5 protein-coding genes are annotated in these 19,736 nt (G+C 35.0%); 1 reads left to right on the forward strand and 4 read right to left on the reverse strand.

Annotation, left to right across the window (positions count from 1 at the left end; genetic code table 11):
- Positions 1–75: 75 nt before the first annotated feature.
- The 4 genes from PQF96_RS13960 to PQF96_RS13975 all read right to left on the reverse strand — a co-directional run bounded on the left by PQF96_RS13960 (position 76) and on the right by PQF96_RS13975 (position 17,627).
- Positions 76–12,204 (reverse strand): LysM peptidoglycan-binding domain-containing protein, encoded by a 12,129-nt coding sequence (locus tag PQF96_RS13960; RefSeq protein ID WP_271766894.1) that lies wholly within the window; start codon positions 12,202–12,204, stop codon positions 76–78.
- Positions 12,205–12,239: 35 nt separating this feature from the next.
- Complete coding sequence (locus PQF96_RS13965; protein WP_271766896.1) at positions 12,240–15,788, reverse strand: hypothetical protein; 3,549 nt, start codon at positions 15,786–15,788, stop codon at positions 12,240–12,242.
- A 191-nt stretch (positions 15,789–15,979) separates the two neighbouring features.
- Positions 15,980–16,675: a hypothetical protein gene (locus PQF96_RS13970; protein WP_271766898.1), complete on the reverse strand. Its 696-nt coding sequence runs from the start codon at positions 16,673–16,675 to the stop codon at positions 15,980–15,982.
- Positions 16,676–16,892: 217 nt separating this feature from the next.
- Positions 16,893–17,627: a hypothetical protein gene (locus PQF96_RS13975; RefSeq protein ID WP_143916506.1), complete on the reverse strand. Its 735-nt coding sequence runs from the start codon at positions 17,625–17,627 to the stop codon at positions 16,893–16,895.
- Between the two features lie 271 nt (positions 17,628–17,898).
- On the opposite strand from PQF96_RS13975, the gene PQF96_RS13980 reads away from it, so the two are divergent.
- Positions 17,899–19,569: an endonuclease/exonuclease/phosphatase family protein gene (locus PQF96_RS13980; protein WP_271766900.1), complete on the forward strand. Its 1,671-nt coding sequence runs from the start codon at positions 17,899–17,901 to the stop codon at positions 19,567–19,569.
- Positions 19,570–19,736 lie beyond the last annotated feature (167 nt).

A 19,736-nucleotide genomic window follows, 5' to 3' on the forward strand; every position in this document is an offset into this window, starting at 1 on the left:
CTATAAGATGTAGGTATACTGTATTGAAGCAAATACCCTATGCGCTTATTAGCATAGGGTGTTTTTATGTTCAGGTTATCCTAATGCTGGTTTGATATAGTTTAAATTTAAAACCAAATTCGTCAAATGTAATAATGGATATGGTTGTTGAGTCAAATTAGAAAAAATAACTAAATCAAAGTTTAGAATACCACTTACTCTGCTAGGGTTATTGGATTTAAACCAATCATTAATGGCATCTGCCCAACTTTGTAACATTGGATCTAATTCACTTGTCAATTCTACCAAAATAAGGGATTGCATTAATATTGGTAAATTAATCGGGTTTAATCCACTATTAATTTGATAATCATAACTACAAGTCATCTGAAACCGTAAAGATGGTTCTGTGTTTTCTTTTAATAGTGCTTGCATTAATACCTGTAATTGCTCGTATAATGATCTTACCGTAGGAGAACCTTGGTTATTAGGTAAATTAGCAATCTTAATAGTTTGCATATTCGTTATTGTGGGTAACAATGGATTAGAGAATGATAATTCTCCTGTAGTATATACAAACTGTGAATTAATGGTTTTACCAGGAATTAACCCCTCATTACGTGTTAAATACATAGATGTCATCGCATCCTGACGTTGTAAGATATTTAGTTTTGGTAATATAACAGTTCGTTTCTGTATACTTTGTGCCTCATCACTTAATAGCGGTTTCCCATCAGAATCAGTATAATAATAACAAACAATACCATCACAAGTACCTTGTGTCCATAGATGCATAGTGTAATTATCAATATGTATCTCAGGAATACCGACACCACTAGGTGGTTTACCATATACTGTAATGACCTGTACCTGCTCTATGTTTTCTCCAACTTTTAGGCTTTGGCCGGCTTCTCGGATCTGGAAGTCATAAGATAAATCCTCATTTCCTGCTTTGTAGATACGATTGGTGTTGTTAATTAACAATCCACCAGCTTTATTAGCAGATTGAGTGACATTATCGATGAGTTCTGTGAATGAACTAATGGCGATACCGGCATTTGTAAAGAGTTCCTCAGAACTTGAGTTGCTCTCATTATATACCTGGGCATCAATCTTGGTAACCAAAGATTTTAGATCTTTATCTACAGAAGGGTATACCATAATAAACTCTGCAAGAGCATCAAATATATCCATTTCTAGTGCCATTGCCCTGAGATCATTTGTTTTTATATTGAATGCTACGGTACAATAAAGCGTATCCTGGGGATAGTGGAATGGTTGGGAATATTCGAATTCATAATTCCATTCTAACAATTTACTAATATCGGTTGATTCTGGGTTGTTGGCCTCACCTAATTGGTTTACTAAAGAAGGATTTTGAGGGAAAGCTCTTAAAATCATTGGCACTTCAAACCCTCCTAATTCATTTTCTAATGGCATATTTTTGTCTGGTATGACAAAATTTAACCAGGTAGAAGGTGTAAATCCATTAATAGGAGTTGCAATCTGATGTTCTATATTCGTTCCCTTATAATTCAGGTTCAGGTTTATTTTGGATAATACCTCTCCACCTTCACTACGTACAATTTCCGGAGTATTCAATAGAAAAGCTAATGATTGATCATCATTATTCAGCTCAATTTTTGCTGAAGTTATGGTTAACTGGTCTGGTTTGGAGTAACTTACGAAATTAGTTGTTATAGTTAAGGTTTTAGTTCCTTCGATGGGTCTTAAATTAACATCAAGTAAACCATCGCCAATAGTTACGCTGGTATTATTTAGTACAACATTACCAGAAATGGTTAGTACCACACTCTTGGCATCATCATCAAGAATTGCTGATTTTACTGTTAATGGATCTGTAATTGTATAGTTGACGATATTGGTTGCACTAGTTTTATCCAATGGAGCACTAAAATACAAGCTTACTATAGTCAATTTATCTTCAGAAGAAACTGCACCTTCAAACACAGTATTTTGAATGACATTACCAAATAAGTTAGGTGCAGTGTCCACAGGTTTATCTGCCTTAACATTAACATCAAACTGGATACCAGAACTGGTATTGTATAAATTTGATAATTGTGATAGTAATGATTGTAAGAAAGCTTCTTGTATAGCAGAAGCGCTTCCTGTTTCATCTTTGAAAACATGGACCATTAGCATTTTTGTAATTTCTGCCAACGATTCCTTTGTATCTTGTATATTTTTTAGGTTAGTAGCGCCTAATTTTTTATCAATTAACTGTATTGGACCGGTAAATTCGGGTGTGAGAATATCATCAATCGCAGTAAATAACTGACTTACCCACTGATCCATATCAATCTCTGTGAAATCCTTTTGAGAATCTGGTTCAGTACTGATTCCTTTTCCGGTAGTATAGTTATAGATTGAAACTCCATTTCTACTTTCAAGTTTATTAGAAACAGGTCTAGGCGCAAATAACTGAGGTACTCCAGGAGTATTTACCTGATATGAAATAGGTTGTTTATGATCTATTCCTAATCGCACCGCCCATATGGTTCGATCTGATTTTTGTTGGTTGTTGTTCTCTCTATTGGCTCCTGTTGCTATTTTTAGATAATATTGGTTGTCTATAGTCATTATCTCTTCAAAAGCCTCTGCAAATGCATTCAATGCTCTAGAGTTATTGTTACTATCATTAGATGATGGTGCAATTTCAGTTATTACTTTTTTGATACCTCCAGTAGTTTCAAATTCACCCATAACTGCACCTCCAACTCTAGAAATGCTCATATCAAGTGTCAATTCTATAATTTGATCACTAATTACCTGAGTGGGGTCAATAGCAAATTTGAATGTAAAGACCGGAGATGGAGGAGCAACGCTTGTTCCTCCTTGTTTTCGATCTTGTAAGAAATTATAAATAGATGCAATCCAGTCATATACCAAATCAGAATACATAGCATCCCCAACTTCAAAAACCGAATCAAACAAACTGGTTCGCATATTTATAATTATCCCGTTGGGATCTGTAAGTTGATATGCTAATTTTTCATAAACTATAAAGTCGTTTGTTGCTCGTGACAATACTGTAGAGCTAGATTCTTCGCTCATATCAGGGTAGCTGTATGTAGCTTGACCATTAAACGTGGTTTTCTTTGATTCGTTTTGAATGTTTCCTATACCCAAGGTATATTTTACACCTTCAGACATCTCATCTACAGTGAGTACTACCGTTTTTGTATCAGCACCTAATTTTGCATTGTTGATGACCAGGTTTGGACCGATTTCATAATTACCTAAAGAAGTTGCTGTAGTAGCATCTAAAGTTTCTGTGAAGGTCAATAGTATCGTGGTGTTATCTGTTGCCTTTGCAGAAAGTAATCCATTATACGCAGAGATATCAAAAGTCAACGGAATCTGAATTTCTGCAGTAGTATCTTTGGCTACGATCCATTGCGAAGATACCGAAGGCCATTGGTTAATTCCTAAAATAGCATCAGTATACCCTGTTAATATTGGAGTTTTGTTACTAATATCATCCGACGTACGAGGTGGTTCTGAAATAGTAGTTAATGCAGTATTTCCATAAATATCCATCCACATGAAGTCTGGTTGTACAAGATATCCAATGCCTTTATATGGGCTATTAGAAGTATCTGGTAATCCATTCCTTCCTTTATTTTGCAGTGTATTGGCAAATTTGCTGTATGGCACGGATTGCTGGAACATCCATTTTCCACTAGTATCGGGTTGTTTACCACAACTGTCACCATCATTTGATTTAGGAGCTGTTGGTCCAGTTGGTAAACTTGGTTTACTGGCTTTGAACCAATCATTGTTGATCAATTGAAAACTCAATATAGAAAAATCATTTTGCAAGAAGATTTTTGCATAATCAGGGTCACTATACTTATCTGGTACTTCAGCTGGTTCTATACGTTTACCTTCTAGAGATACTACTCCTGCAGGTACAGCGGCAACACGTGTAATAGGACCACCAATCATTGTTAATTGAGTACCATTAGAAAATAAATTAACCAATGTACTGTTATAATGTGCCAGAGCAGCTAAATCCATGCCATAATACGTAGCAATATCTAGTAATGTTTTACTATTGTCTTCGCCCGAAGTTATTGTTAATAAAGGTAACCTAAGCCCAAAATATAAGGGTAGTACATCCGGCCAGTTAGTCACTAAAGGATTTGCTTTTTTGATAGCATCTGTTGTAGTTCCAAACTTAATTGCAATAGCCTCTAGAGATTCCCCTTGTCCACTACCATCTTGTCCAACCTGATAAGTTCCTTCAGGCACGTCTATTGATAATCCTGCCGTTAGTATAGCGGTTAAATTGTCTTCTACGACGTCTGCAATATTAGTATAGTATTGGTACGCCAAATCACTTAGCGTATCTCCCGTATTAAAAACTACTGTTTTACTTACCGGGTTAGCCTTGGCGTATACAGAACTATTATTAACATTAATAGCTTCTCCTGTAACAAAGGTATTCATATATGGTTGTAATATATTCTGCTCGTCTCTTAGTACAGGAGCAGTATACAATACTATCAATGATAGACTGGCCTCTCCTTTATCATTAAAAATATGATCTGGTAAACCGGTACCATTTTCACTATTATAATAGTATAAATAATATCCTCCATCCCTAGTAATACTGGCTTGCCATAACAAAGTAATCAAGTCTGTTGGTTTGTTTAAAAGATTACTAGCCTCACTATTAATTTGTAATGTTTTCAAAAAAGCTTGTATTGTTGCCGTATCTGGTCTTGTAAAGGTAGATAAATTGGCCTGTGCAACACCTATTGTCAGATCATTTATTGGATCTGTTTGAACACCCGGATTATCGCCATTAGACTGGTTTGGAATATATCCAAAAGCTAATTGATTGATCAGGTTATCATTGTTCTCTAAATAAGTAACCATTTGTTCTAACAATAAAGCATTATTACCATCTGCACCACTAATCTCATAGGTAGTTAATGAAGCTGGACTGTTGTCTACCGGAGGTACTTTTTTGATTGTAAAAGTTACTTGTGTTCCCCAACCATAATTAGTAACTGGCGTCGATTTCATCGCATTCGTTGTAGGATCTACAGCACCTGTTACTACTTCAAATCGGGGTTGCACAGCTCTTCCTGATGGATTTGCGATCTCCATCAAGTTTGCTGGTAATGACCAAATATTTAAAATTTGTGATTCATTTGTCGATCCGTTATAAGGTAACGCAATGGCCGAACCAGCTTTCCATGGACTTACCGTACTAAAGGTATAATGTCCACAGCTATTACTAAACATATCACCTAATCCCAGATGTTGAATTTCCAAATCCAGATAATTCTTAGTTGCATAACTTCTAACCGTATTGATTTGTTCGTAAGATGAAGAATCATCAGTAATCTCTATGATTAAGGTATCTCCCGTTTTCTCAAAACTTATCCATGTAATATCAGATGGGATTGTAAAGGTAATATCATAAGATTCTTTATCAGCTAACGTAGGTAGAGGGAATTGCTGCCCTGTCAAGGCAAATAAACCTGCAGTATCTTGTTCATAAACCAATGTGTCATCTAACCACATCCCCTGATATTTTGGTGTAATACCCGAAGTTGGTAATCGTAAACCTGAAAGATAATAACGTGATGCCATACCAGATAATTGTTGTAATCCACTATCAGCTTGAATCTCTGCAATCAATTTACCAACTTCAAACTGCGGCAGGTCATTTAAGACTAATTGTCCATTATTATCACTACTATTAAATAAATCAATGATAGTATCATTACTTGTAATTGCCAAAGAAATAATACTTACTCCGTATCTTGCAGAGAAAGTAATCAAGGTATCTCCGTCTTGAGTCATCCCTTTAAAATCTGATACTATTAATACCGAAGATGGCATTAACAACCCTTCTTTTGTTAATATATCTGTGTTCGTTAGTAATTCATCTAAAGTAACATCAAAATCTTTTGCTAAACTATTCAATGAATTACCGGACTGCACGACAATAGAATCTTTGCCTGCATAATCAACGATAATACCTTCCTGAAGAATTGTGGTATCATTGGCATTTGTGGTTGCCAAAGCTGATGCCGTAACTTGATCGTTATACATCGATTTTTTACTAATATCATCAAAAGTATCACCGGCAATGGTACCATAGGTCGCTTTGTTTACTTCAATTAATTTTCCGGGATTTAAGGTATGTGATTTATTGCTTTCAAATAAATAATCTATTGTGTACCTATAACCAGAACTGAAGTGCCCATGAGTATTGATCCAACTTATTATCTCGGCAATGGTTTGCCCTTCCAGGATTTGGTATTGGAATGCACGTAATGCATTTTGCGCATTTTCTACCATTTGTTTAGCTAGTAAAAGGAAATAATCCGAATATATAAAAGTAGCCATCGATTCGGTATCGTTAGTTACAGCGATAGCATTCTCCAGAGAGGAGTCGTTACTTTGCTTCAACTGAACTGCCAAATCATCAAAATAAATACGTAATTCATCTATATACGTATCACTTAAACTATTATAATCGGCAAAAGCATATTCTAACGATTTATGGCCTTCAAAGGCAGGTAATGTAATAGATAGTTGTGGAATCATAGGAAAGTACGCTGCGTCAGATTCTGTTTCTTGATCAGAAGGATGAGATACAGTCATACTTACTTGTGTATTCAATAGACTATTGATTGCGTTTAATGGTATAGGTGCAGTATTATTAGTATTATTTAGATAATCATAAATTTCTTGTAAACGTGTTTCGCTAATAGCTAATTTATCCACATCTTCGGCACTAATACTTCCATTATAGAAAGCTGCAATTACCCATCTAAATACCAATTTCCCAATATATTCAAACGAAGTATCAGGAGCAGTACCCAATGCTTTTTGTTTAGCCGAATTTGGATCATCTACTGCAGATGCTGTAGATTCTAGGAATAGCATAGCTGAATATACAGCTAATTGATCTGATGGTTTCTTGGCTAAATCACCAGCGATACTAAGTCCAAACCCAATATAACCTGTTAATGGTTGTTTCGTAGCCGGAGCGGTCAAATTGCTCCAGTCCGGATGATCGTTGAAGTTGTCTGTAATTGAGATCAGGAAGGCGTCTGCATTGAATCTAGCCATACGTCTCGGTGATGCATTCATTTTGAGCATAGTCATACTTTCTTTGGTACCTTCGGTAACCACATGCCATGGTGATGATCCACCTCCGACTTTGATTTCGAATGATTCTCTTAAAGTGAGATCGAAACTGAAACTGATCTTGATTTTGAACAATCCTAAATTGATCTTCACAGAAACAGCTACACTTACTCTGGCAGTAATTCCCAGTAATATGGGTTCGTATGCAGTAATGGTAATATCGGCCAAAATACTCAATAAGACATTTACTTCAGCTTTGATAATCTTGAAGTCAACATAACCATATAGTTTCCCTTGAATACCTACTACTCCTTTAATGCTATAATAATAAGCAGGTGCAATATCAGCTTGATTTCCGTTCTCGGTATTTTCCTCTTGATAAGGATTGAATTTGGCCAAGACTCCTTCTATGATTGTGACTATGGTCAAACTGAATCCGGCAGATAAAATTCCTGCATTAAAATCGTACCCCAATCCAAACTGAATTCCAACACCCAATAATATTACAGGGTTGAATGTCCCATTGTCTATTTGGGGCACTTCTGTTGAAGTTGCACTTGATTTTTTACCAAAATACAATCCAGCAGATCCCATTACCGGAATTGGAAACGGAACATAAATAATGGTTTGTAAGGTGAATGATCTTGTAAAATCGGCATCGTACGGAAATCCTAAATCAGCTAGAAAATCACCATTGGTATAGATTTCCATACCAAACACGGGCAAAGTAATATTTACTTGTCCTAACTGTATTTTTCTCATAGCATCAGGAAGCGTAATCTGTGCTTGATATACTCCGACTGAATCACTTATTTTCCTATATAAAATCTGAAAATCCAATCCTTTGAAAATTCTCGCAGGTCCTCCGTTTAATGCTATACGTAAAGCATATAAATTAGGATCATTAAACACGATTTGCATGTCTATAAAATAATCTTTACCCGAATCATCTACCTTGACTACTTCTTTTCCTGAACTTTTCTTATCATCAGATTGTAATTTTAATATTCCAAAATCCATGCCTATCAGCCAAGAACTATTGGGATCAAAAACAATGTTTGGAATTTCTCCAGATTTTGTATCTGGTAGGTCAGCCATTAATTTGATCGTATCCTGAACACTACTCACGTCATTAATACCCGGTATTGTGACATGTTGTCCCATGGCTAGCAATCTAAGGTCGAGGTAGTTGTTCCCTTGCCCTGATGGCGATGGCGTATCTTCAGGTTTGGCAGCATCCCATTTGATTTGATTTGGTGATAATCCTTCTGCTTTATTCTCATCAGTAATCCAGAAGAAATTACCGTCTATAGTGATAAAAACACCATTCTCTGCGGTATCTTTTTTTCCTGCCTGATAATTCAATCCAATTTTTTTGATCTTACAGAATCCGAGATTAATTTCCCCAATATCTATAGCAAAAGAAACTGTTTCGGCTGTAAAATCATATATCAATTCTAGTTTGTTGAGTGGTAAACTATTTAACAAACTCCAAGGAGCACCTAGTCCAAATTTATATCCTGTTGCCCAATTGATAGCATCTTCAATAATAGATCCCAGACTTACTGATTCGGTAAACTTTAAAGTACCTATCCAATGTTTGGGCTTACCTTTTTCAACTTCTTTTTCGACAATAGTACCTGTAAGATAACCCCATGTAAAACCAAATGTGAGTACATCTGGATTATAATCATAGAATAGCTTCATTTTTATACCGATCCATTCGATGTCGGCATTAAGAGTACAATAATAGCCTACTTTATCATCTGTAGCATCAATGGTAGTAATTGCTTTTTGAGAGCTGATCAATTGTTCGGTTTTCGAATCCGCATTGTTATCACCATAAATTCCATAACCAAATTTTAAATCGGCTTTTATGTTAAGGTTTATAAATGGGATTTTCCAATACCCATCTGTTGCACCACCTATTTCATAATATTTTTTGGTTTCTGAGAAAGAGAAGTTTAACCCTACTAATGAATAATTGTATTCACTTGGAATCTGCCAGTTTGATGGTAATAACTGGTTGGCTAAAGCAGTAAGCTGTAATGGTGTTTCGGTATTCTGCTCTCCTTTAAATATCCACCCACCATCGCTACTATAATTCGCTGATAATGAGATGGAAAAAGCAGTAGCTCCTTCTCCAAAAGTAAATCCACCAGATAATCCTCCTTGTAATTGAGTGTTTTCGCTTTGTACTTGTACTCCTACCTCGTTAATGGTAATAGATGGTGCACCAGATATAATCTGGAACGTCCAGTCAAAGTTTAAATTAGAAGTCACACTATAATTACCAGTGGTTCCTTCAAAAGAAGCATTAAATTCTGTAATTTCTGGACTATACCCCTGCGGATTGAATACTGTGCCGGGTAAGAACAAGTTAAATAGATCGGTTACTTTGATTACTCCACTGGCAAGTTGTCCTCGGAAAATAGTGTCTGGATAATTCATACTCGTAATAATTACTCCAGCATTGTCACCCGTACCAATAGTAAACTTCCCTTTAGTACTCCATGATGTACTTCGTTTAGCCAATATACCTGGTTCTTGAATTAATACGTTTAGTGTAACACTATCCATATCCAAGCCAGTCATTAATGTTACTTTTTCTGCAGTAGCCATTACAAAACTGACATACTGTATTTTGTTTTCTTTGGTGTTATAAGCCAATTGTAAGTCGGTAACACCAATAGCTGTAAAAGCGTTGAATGGACTAGGTAATGACTGAACAAGATTTACGCCACCTGCCAATTGATAGAATTTTGAAATACTTGCTGGTTCGTCGAAGTGACCTGTTAATTGCCATAATCCATCATTAATAGGTAGTGTAATATCCAAATCCAGATCAAGGCCTTGTAGCATTCCGCCAACACTACCTTGAGCAGGAAGTAAAGAATCTGCTACCTGTAAGGAAATGTAAGGGTTTTCAAATTGTAACCATGGCAATTGTTCTGTTAGCCAATCACCGGTATATTTCATTTTCCAATCAGACACCACATTACCTTCAGGAGCAGTGAATGTTATGGTAAATTCTAATGGAGTATCCTCTAATACACTACTTTTACCATTAACAATGATTTCTGTTGGATTTACAGTCCCTTTGGCTGGAGTTATTGTTGTATTCGTTAAGGTCACTTTTACACCTAATAACCCAGAGATAAAATCAAAGATTGGTCCGGCACTATATACTCCCGGAAACAAATTAAGAATCGTATCAGCATCCAGATTTTCATATAATTTAGTTAATAACGTATCCAAAGGTGTCGAGTCATCCCCATTTTTATTACCAATACTATCATTATTATCGTAAGAACCCTGTTCTAATTGGCTTACACCAGTTGCATATGCTGACTTTGCTATTACTGAAGCCTTAAGAGAGCTGTTAGCTTCAATAATGCCTTCTGCTTGCAAAATATACCCCAAATAACTACTTGCAATTCTAAACTTATCATTAGCAGGGTTCTGGTAAAAACTTTTAATAGTATTATAATAGGTTTGATATTCGCCTTCTGCCGATTCTTTATATTCTCGAATAAACGCTCCAATAATTTCAGAAGGGTTTTCATTGATTTTGCTTGGCCATGTATAAATTGGAAAATTAATTTTATTGGCGATTTGTTGCATTTTATATACAATAGTAGGGACATACACCACTGGCATATAAATATTGCTATAATCTTCGTATACATCAAAATCAGAATAGCCCAAAAGTGTTGTTGGGTATTGTACATTGCCAGAGTTAGGACGTGCAACATGAAAATAAGGTTGTCCAAATTGTAAGGCCAGATTCCCGGTATTTTGCCCTTCAAAAACAGGAGGCATAGCAGATTTATAAAGTAAATAATTAAATATTGGAGCTGGGACTCTTCCTAGTTGCACAAATAATATTCTGTTTTTGGCACCATTTAGCCATGAATACTTAGCCTTAACATTTATATCAGTGGCTTCCCATACATATTCTATACGTTCACTGGCCTTAACAGAACTTAGATAATTTGAGCGATAAGTATGTGGTTTTAATAATTGTATGATTTGATTACGTTCTTTATCAGATAAGGTTTCGGGTTTGATATTGAACTTTTTGAGCCTATCTAAATCTGGATTTAACTGTGAATTCCAAGTGCTTTCCTGAGAACTAAAATCACCTTCAATCAATTGTGATATTGGAGTTTCTCCTCCACCTGTTCGGTTAGAGAAATTATCCATCGATAATACTACAATTGGTTTTGCCCCTGAACGAATAGAAGTACCTTTCATTTGTGAGGCCATATACCCTGTAATTACTTCAAACATGCGCTCTTCTGGAGGTGGTGCCAGTTCATAATTTCCTTTAGTTCGTATGCTATAGACAGCACCTAAATCATAATTGCCCGTTTTTGAAAGTAAACTTTGCAAGACAGCCACTTGATTAGCATAACCATTTTCCTTATAATAGTTCCAGTCTGGTTCTGGTACGGGTATTTCTTCCCAATATGCTCGTTGCTTAAATGCCCCATAATTCAATAATTTCTGATGGGTTAAGTTGACTGTTTTTTTAGTAGTATTCAGAAATTGAATTTCTTCGGGAGTGGTCCATAAATAAGGTTCAAGTCTTAAAAAATAGTTGGTATTTAAGCGTTTTGCTAATTCTGGTGATTTGATGGTACCGTTATCATCTATTTGATCTTCTGCTCCAGTGAAACCTAAATTCACCACAGGATTAGGTGGTGTTTCTTCAGGTTTCCATTCAATAAGTTTTACGGTTGCATTATTAACCTCTCCTTCTGGTTTATTATCCAGTTCTGGTAGTAATTGATATAGTTTTGTAAGTACAGTTTTATCTTTGTCTTCCAGATAATAAACTTCAATTGATCCCTGATATCCATAACCGTTTTTTTCACTACTATTTGTTAATTGATATAATAGGTTTACAGTATTGGTTTGATGCCCATAACCAGGAGCATCTGAAACCCACATCCTAATAGTTGTATTATCCGAACCGTTAAGGTATTTGGTAAACAGTGATAATGAACCTGATAACTGATCTTCTTGCTCGGCTGTTGTGAAGTAGTCTATAATTGCCTTAAATATACTTGAGAAACCCATTAGTGTTGCGTTAAGATGAAACAATCAGTCTTTTATTATTTTGAATCTTTATTATACATTGCATACCAACCCAATCCGGATGCTTTACCATTTGATTTTGGATTACCAAAAAGATAGAATAGTGAGGATCCGTTAGGTGGTATTTTTAACAATCCTAAAAACTTCAGTGCGATTTCTGTAAACATCAATAAGAAGGAGGATTTATTAGTGTCATATGTTAGGCGTATTTGCCCGATAGATAATTTTAGTACTGTTTGCAGACTTATTAATTTAGCACCTCCGCCTGTTCCGGGTAGTGTAATTCCCATAAGTACTGCAGGAGCTGACCCATCGTTTGTCGCTGTGGGATTCCATGCAATGAGTAAGGTAGAAGTTAAACCCACATTACCTGCTAGTTCTCCTGGAGTTCCCATATTGAGTTTATACGTTAATCCTACCCATGAAGAGCCATCGATTGGACTAACTTTTAAATCTGTAATTACGGTAAGGTATCCATTTTGAGAAGGTGGTGAATCTGAACTTCCTTGGGTGAGCCCTTGCAGATTGAGTGCAAAATTCACATAAATGCTATTTGAACGTGGTGTACTTCGCCCTTGATCAAAAGTCATTTGAGAAGTAACAAATGTCATTGTTTTTGGTAATTGTTCTGTTTGTCCTGGAACATATGGTGGAGACACCATATTGATTAATAGATTGTTAAAAATCAATCCCTTATTTGATACATCTGCCCCTTCTACATTTCCAAAAGACAAAATATCAAAATCGGTTGCAGGGTCATCATCACTTGCAGGAATCATCAATTCTTTAAAATCCCAATAACCATTAATAGAAAAATTACTAATAATATTTCCACTAGGATCATTTTGTAGGGTACTGAAATTGACATTTGATATTTCAATTTTATTAATCGCAGGATTATCAAAATAGAATGTATTTACACCATCAGTATTTAGACTGTACAAAGCTTCATTTCCTTTGAACTGAAGCGATCCTTTGAGAATCATGGTGTTGTATTTGTTTCCTCCCGTACCCATATGGTCTACTGGAGTTCCAAAATAATTATTAGTGGTTAACTGTGCATAACTTTGAAAGCTTTTGACAGCTGTATTTTCAAAAAGTACTTTTAGGTTGAGTAAAACAAAATCGTAAGTTTCAGATAAATTAGGCTGTATGGGTTGAGGTGATTCTTGTTGGATAAAATCTGGATCGTTATAATAAATAAGTCCGAACATAGAACTCGGATTATTAATTTCTGGACCGTTACTACCTTTCTCAACAGGTGTAATATTGATTCCTAAATGATGTGCTCTAAATCCAGCCGGATCTCGTACCCCAGATAAGATCCCGGTAAGGTTATCTGGTAATCCCGAAATATCCATTCGCAATACCAGAATACCAGTCCAATTTTCATCCTGAGCTATAGTATTAAAATTACCGAAATATGCTGTGTCTGTTTGATTATAAGCATCTTCGAAATAAGACTGTATCCATTGTGAAACAATGACCAGTTGAGCGTCATCGGGTGGTAAAAGGGTGCCATTATTATCAAGTGTTGATGGTGCGGCAAATGTATCCTTGGCAGTCCATTTTTGCCAGTTTGTAACTAAACTATTTTCAATATCGTTTGGATCATAAAGTTTTCCTTTCTTTCCTTTGACAATAATGATGTTATTATAATCATTATATTTATTTTCTGTACCTGTGTTAGCTTCCATAGTCCAATCTCCTATGAACATTTTATTATGAAATTTAGCACCGGTAGCATCAACATCTGTTGTGCCTAGTTTTTCATTATTGGTAACAACCAAAAACAAATCACTGGTTTGAAAAGCCTGAACTAGGTCTTCAACAGGATCTTCAAAATACATTTTCTCAAAAGAACTTTGGGAAGTTTTTTGATTTTGTGCCAGATAAATAGCGTTCCATATAGGATTATTATTTGACCCTAATAAATTGGCAATAAGACCAGATGGTGTAGTTACATTATTACCGATATCGCTAGCTGCATCTGTTGATTTTAGATACTCTTGTTTAGCTTTAATCTGAGCATCAATAAGTATAGAATTAATATTTTGTTTTCTAATCTGAGAGACAAATAGTTTTTCAAAATTTTCAATTTCTGTTTTACTGAACCCTTCATTATCATCATCAGGCTGAATCGCAGCATATGGGAGCATAGGAAACAACACTGCATCATTGGATTCAAAAGTAAAATTTGGTGTACTATGCTCTAAAAGAGTTGACGCAGCTATTTGCATATTAGAAAATAACGCTGATCCCTTAGGTTGTGCTACATATGATGGAGTATTGTTTTGATCTCCCGGAGTTATGGTACACCAGGATGTTTGATAATTTGTATTTAGTAAAGAAGCATTTGGGTCTACAGGAGCGGTAACGGGAGAAGATATGGGTAATGGATATACTGGTGCATAGGCTGGCTGATTTGTAATGAATCGTAGTCTGTCACCCATATTCCCATTAACCCTAGGTTGCACATTAAAAAATTCTGTCCCTTGTAATCCGCATTGTAAAGGAATGGCAGTATCTGAAGAGGCTCCATCAATAGTAACAATAAAATCACCTTCGGGAGCAAAATGTTTTTGATGTGCATTGGCACTATACAGTTCACCATTGGTAAAGGTGAGTCTTGCTTGTAACGATCCGTTATTATTATTTCCTACTGGAATTAACTGAATAGTACTTCCCAAAGTAGTAAAATAAAATGCATTTAAAACAGTTTCACTTTGATCTTTATTTGTTCCTGTAAAATTAAATACTGTTCTTCTTGAGTTGTATTGTTCTATTATAGAATGAGAATCTATACGATTGAAAGCCTGATTAAAAACATCGGTAGGATCAATAAAAATATCAAAGCCTATTTGATCTGTTGTTGAAGGAAATTGTCCACTTGCAAAAGGAAAATATTCTGATTTAGCAGTTTGGTTAGGGTTGTTTTCTAATGGAATCAGCATCTGAAACCCCCAGTTAAAATCATTGGATAAAGATCCTCGCTCTATAAATGATGAAAAATTGATATCCCCACGATATTTTCCCGTGAGTGGAATGTTTCCCTCTATAGCATAGGTTATATTTGAATCGGGAGCATCTGGTCCAACAAACAAAATTTTAGCGCTTCCATCTTTAATTCCCAAACTAATAGAGTCATCTGTAGCTGTTAGTTTCATTCCACTTTGAATCTGTAATGAAATGTTGTGAACCAAAGGAATTGGAACCCCTTTAATAATAGAAGAACCATCACCCGCAATAGTCATGAAAATAGTATTTTCAATATAACTAAAGTCGGTAATATCTAATATCCAAATAATATACCGACCAGTTCCCAATAACTTTAAAGCTTCTTTGACAAATTCATCTGTTTTCTCCTTAGTCTCCAGATCAGGAGTATAAGCAGAAAGGATAAAACTTCCATTTAAAGTACTATCTGTTAAGGCTTGAGAAATATCATATCCTTCTAGTTGATTTGAAGGTGGTTGTGGTAGCAAAAACGCAGCAAAACCTTGGTCTGTGTCAGTTGTTTCGGCAACATATAATTGATCATTCAAAGTTGCATTAAAAAAAGCCATATATGCTATTTATATCGGTGAGAAGAGTTCTTAAGGAGATGACAATATGTATTGAACATAATATATCCAATGGATTGCGAATAAAAATTTATTTCACAACATCATAAAACTTTATTGATATTGAGTGCAAAAAGGTGTTGATATTAGATAACACCTTTTTGACTCATTATTATATGTATAATAATATAATATCAGGTAGTTATAGTAGCAGTACAAGACATTGTTGTTTGTACATTTGTCCCACCAGGTCCTGCTTTCCAACCACTTGTGAATAACGCAACAGTGTATATTTGGCCTATTAATATTTGAACACCGTTAATTGCTGCACCTCCTTGACTACTAGGGTTCTGTATAGAGTTTGCAGCGATCGGAGCTTGATCATAAGAAGCATTTCCTGTTTGCCAAATTCCAACCCAAGCTCCATTTTCTTTAGGACTTGCTCCACTTGGTAATTTATAGTTCATAGTTACAGAATCTGTTGCTGCTACCAAATCAGTTAATTCTGGAGTTATGTAAGAAGTCTTTTGATCTGTTGTGATAAAACAAGTAGTACATACATTACCCCATTCTTGACCAGGAGATAATTTGGGACCAACTGCATACCCAACTACATAAGTAACTCCTGGTTGTACAGTAATATTCTCAAATACTTGTGAGCCCTGAGAAGTATCTCCTGTAATTTCAACAAAACCATCTGGATTGGGATCATTGTAAGGAATTGAATTTTGATTTCTCCATACAACAAGATAATTTCCATAAGTATCTGGTCGATTACCGGGTAAACCTGTATATTGAACAGAAAGTTGATTACCTACTATTGCATTAATTTCGATTTGTGTTGTTGGATTTTGCACTGCTGTAGCGTTTTGCGCTTCTTTTGTTGACATAATTTATGGTTTTTAGAATATTAATTTGAAGTTAATTATCTCATTTTCAGTGATTATTCACGTGAAAATAGGGGTAGGAGTTGTTTGCTTTTCAGGCTATTGATCTTTAACTGTATTAAATTTATCAATATGATATGAAAAAAAATATTTCATCATATTTCATCAGATAAAATTGATGCTAAGCATATACTAAAAAAAGTTTCGATGTACAATTGGTCTACCGCATTGTAAACCTAATGATAGAAGCCGCTTGTGATTCTTCACTGCCAACAAAATAGATGAATGTATAGGTCTGACCAATATCCATGGATAAGTTCGTAAGACTTCCCTGATTGATATTAGAATCATCACTTGGTGTTCCTTTTGCTAATGCTTTAGTTAGGTTATATGGAGAGGCTTCACCTTCCCATACACCAAACCAATTATTATAAGTTTTTGGAAGATATCCAGAGAGAGTTTCATACGTAAAACTTATAGAATTCTGATTTACCTCTATCAATTTGATGGAGACCCATCGTTTTTCGAGGGATTTGGTATTTCCATCTAGAGTAGTGCAAGTACAGATTTGTGTTACTTCGGCGCCTACAGAATAACAAACTATATATTTTGTATCAATTGCTATCTTCAAATTTTCTATAACATATGATCCACTTTCTGTAGCATCCTTGGGTAGAAATTGTTCTGCCATTGGAGCGTATTTCCATGGTACTTCAGAGGCTCTCCAAACCCATAATTTGTTTTGAAGCTGTCCAGACTGATTACCTGGCAAGGTTTTGTAAGTAACGGATAAAAGATTGCCTGAGATTTCTGTGATGTCAAGAGATGTGTGATAAGTAGTGTCAGATATTATATTTTTTAATAGTTTTTCTTGAGCGCTTCCTTCTATATTCAATAATAAAAATATCGAAACCAATACTCTATACAATTTTTTATATCGAAGGAAATACTTCACTGATAATGGTATTACTAGTTAGTTATATTGGTAATAGTTTATTCAATAAGAAGCATTGAAGTGTTACTAAAATACTAAAAGATTATATATAGTCTTGTTTGTTTTCTTTTTTAAATACTATACGAATGGTATCGGTATGCCACAATTAGAACAATTTTAACTTAACATAAGCTTAATTGAAGCTTAGTATGTATAAGAATTAAATAAAATAATTTCACTTCAATATAACAGAAGAACTGTTATGCTTAAAACCTAATTAACAATAACAAAAATGAAAAAAAACTATCTATTATTTGGTTTAATAGCATTCTGCTTTTTAGGAGTAGTGGAAGCACAGAATACATTAAAAGTAATGACTTTTAACAAATTGTTTACTACTAGTAACAATGCTGTGTTAGATGTTATACAATCTTCTGGAGCAGATATTATTGGTATACAAGAATCGTATGGAGCGGCACAAAGTGTAGCTAACTCTTTAGGGTTTTATTATTATAGTTATAGCCGTAGTGAGGTTATTATTTCTCGTTACCCTATTACATCTACAAATTCTTCTGGTATCCAGGTAACATTACCCAGCGGTTTAAAAATTTATGTGTTTAATGCACATTTGACACCTTATCCATACGGACCTTATGATATTCGAGATAGAGAAATTACATCAGAATCACAAGCTATTAACTCGTCTAATAGAGCTCGTTCTTCTGAAATGATCGGGATAGTCAATACTATTCAAAGTTGGGTACCTGCGGGGGCTCCTGTTTTTTTTACTGGTGATTTTAATGAGCCAAGTCATTTGGATTGGACTCAACGTGCTGTAGATGCTGGAATTCATGCGATGAAAATAGCTTGGCCTACGAGTAAACGAGCGACTATTATTGGAATGAAAGATTCATGGCGCTCATTGTACCCAAATGAAGTGTCGAAACCTGGAAATACCTGGACTCCAAACAAGTCTTCTAATGAGGTATATGATCGAATTGATATCATTTACCACCGAGGGAACGATATTACGGTTACAAAAGCTGTGCGATTTGGTCCAACAGGGGATGAGGCAGAATTAAATTTAAATGGTTATGCTAGTGACCATCGTGCAATGATGGCGACATATACCTTGCCAGAACCAGTCGGAAGCGATGTGAGTTATGGTGATAATCTACTTCAGCAGTCTAGTGCTGAACAAAATAACCTAGATGCCTGGACTCAGATATCAGGTAATCAAAAACGTGTTCAAGGTGGACAAAATGGTTATCCAAATGCTAAGAATGGAAGCTATATCTTTTGGTTAGGTAATTCAAGTACAGGGGAAATCTATCAAGATGTTAATGTAGAACAATATGCAGATTCTATAGATGCTGGTAGACAGTTTTTCTTATTCAATGGTTTTGTGAGGTCATATAGTGGCAATGATAGAAGCAGAATTAAAGTAGAATATAGAAATGATAATAATAAAGTATTAAGTTTTTTTGATAGTGATTGGAAAAGGAATAGCAATAACTGGGAGCAAATAAATGAAGAAAGAATTGCTCCTTTTGGTACACGTAAAGTTAGAGTGATTTTATTGAGTCAACGAAATAGTGGAAGGTCAAATGATGGTTATTTTGATGATTTAAGTCTTAAAACAGGAACTAATAATAGTAATACTTTTGCCATTTTAAATAATAAACAGGATAATCAAAAAGGAGATGTTGTAAATTCTCAGGAAAAAATAATATATAACTTTTGGCCTAACCCAACCACCGATTATATTTATTTGACCTCAAAGGACAAAATTAGTGGAGAACTGTCAATTATAAATATGAACGGTAGAATTATGAAAAAAGCTTATTTAGGTACTGAATCAAATTTTAAGATACCAATTTTAGATCTTCCAAAAGGACTTTATATGCTTCAATTGAAAGATAAAACAAGCTCTATTTATACGAAGCGAATCATGATTGAATAGCGATATGAAGCATACAAACTAACTTTTATTTACAAACAGTCTCATTTGAGACTGTTATTTTTTGTAATAGTATAACAAAATTGATAGGTAGATTTTTAATAAATTCTTCTTTATTGCAAGAATTTCTACAAAGAATTCTTCCTGTTTTGATTTATTAGAATGTTTAA

Source organism: Aquimarina algiphila (genome assembly GCF_947494415.1).
GTDB lineage: Bacteria > Bacteroidota > Bacteroidia > Flavobacteriales > Flavobacteriaceae > Aquimarina > Aquimarina algiphila.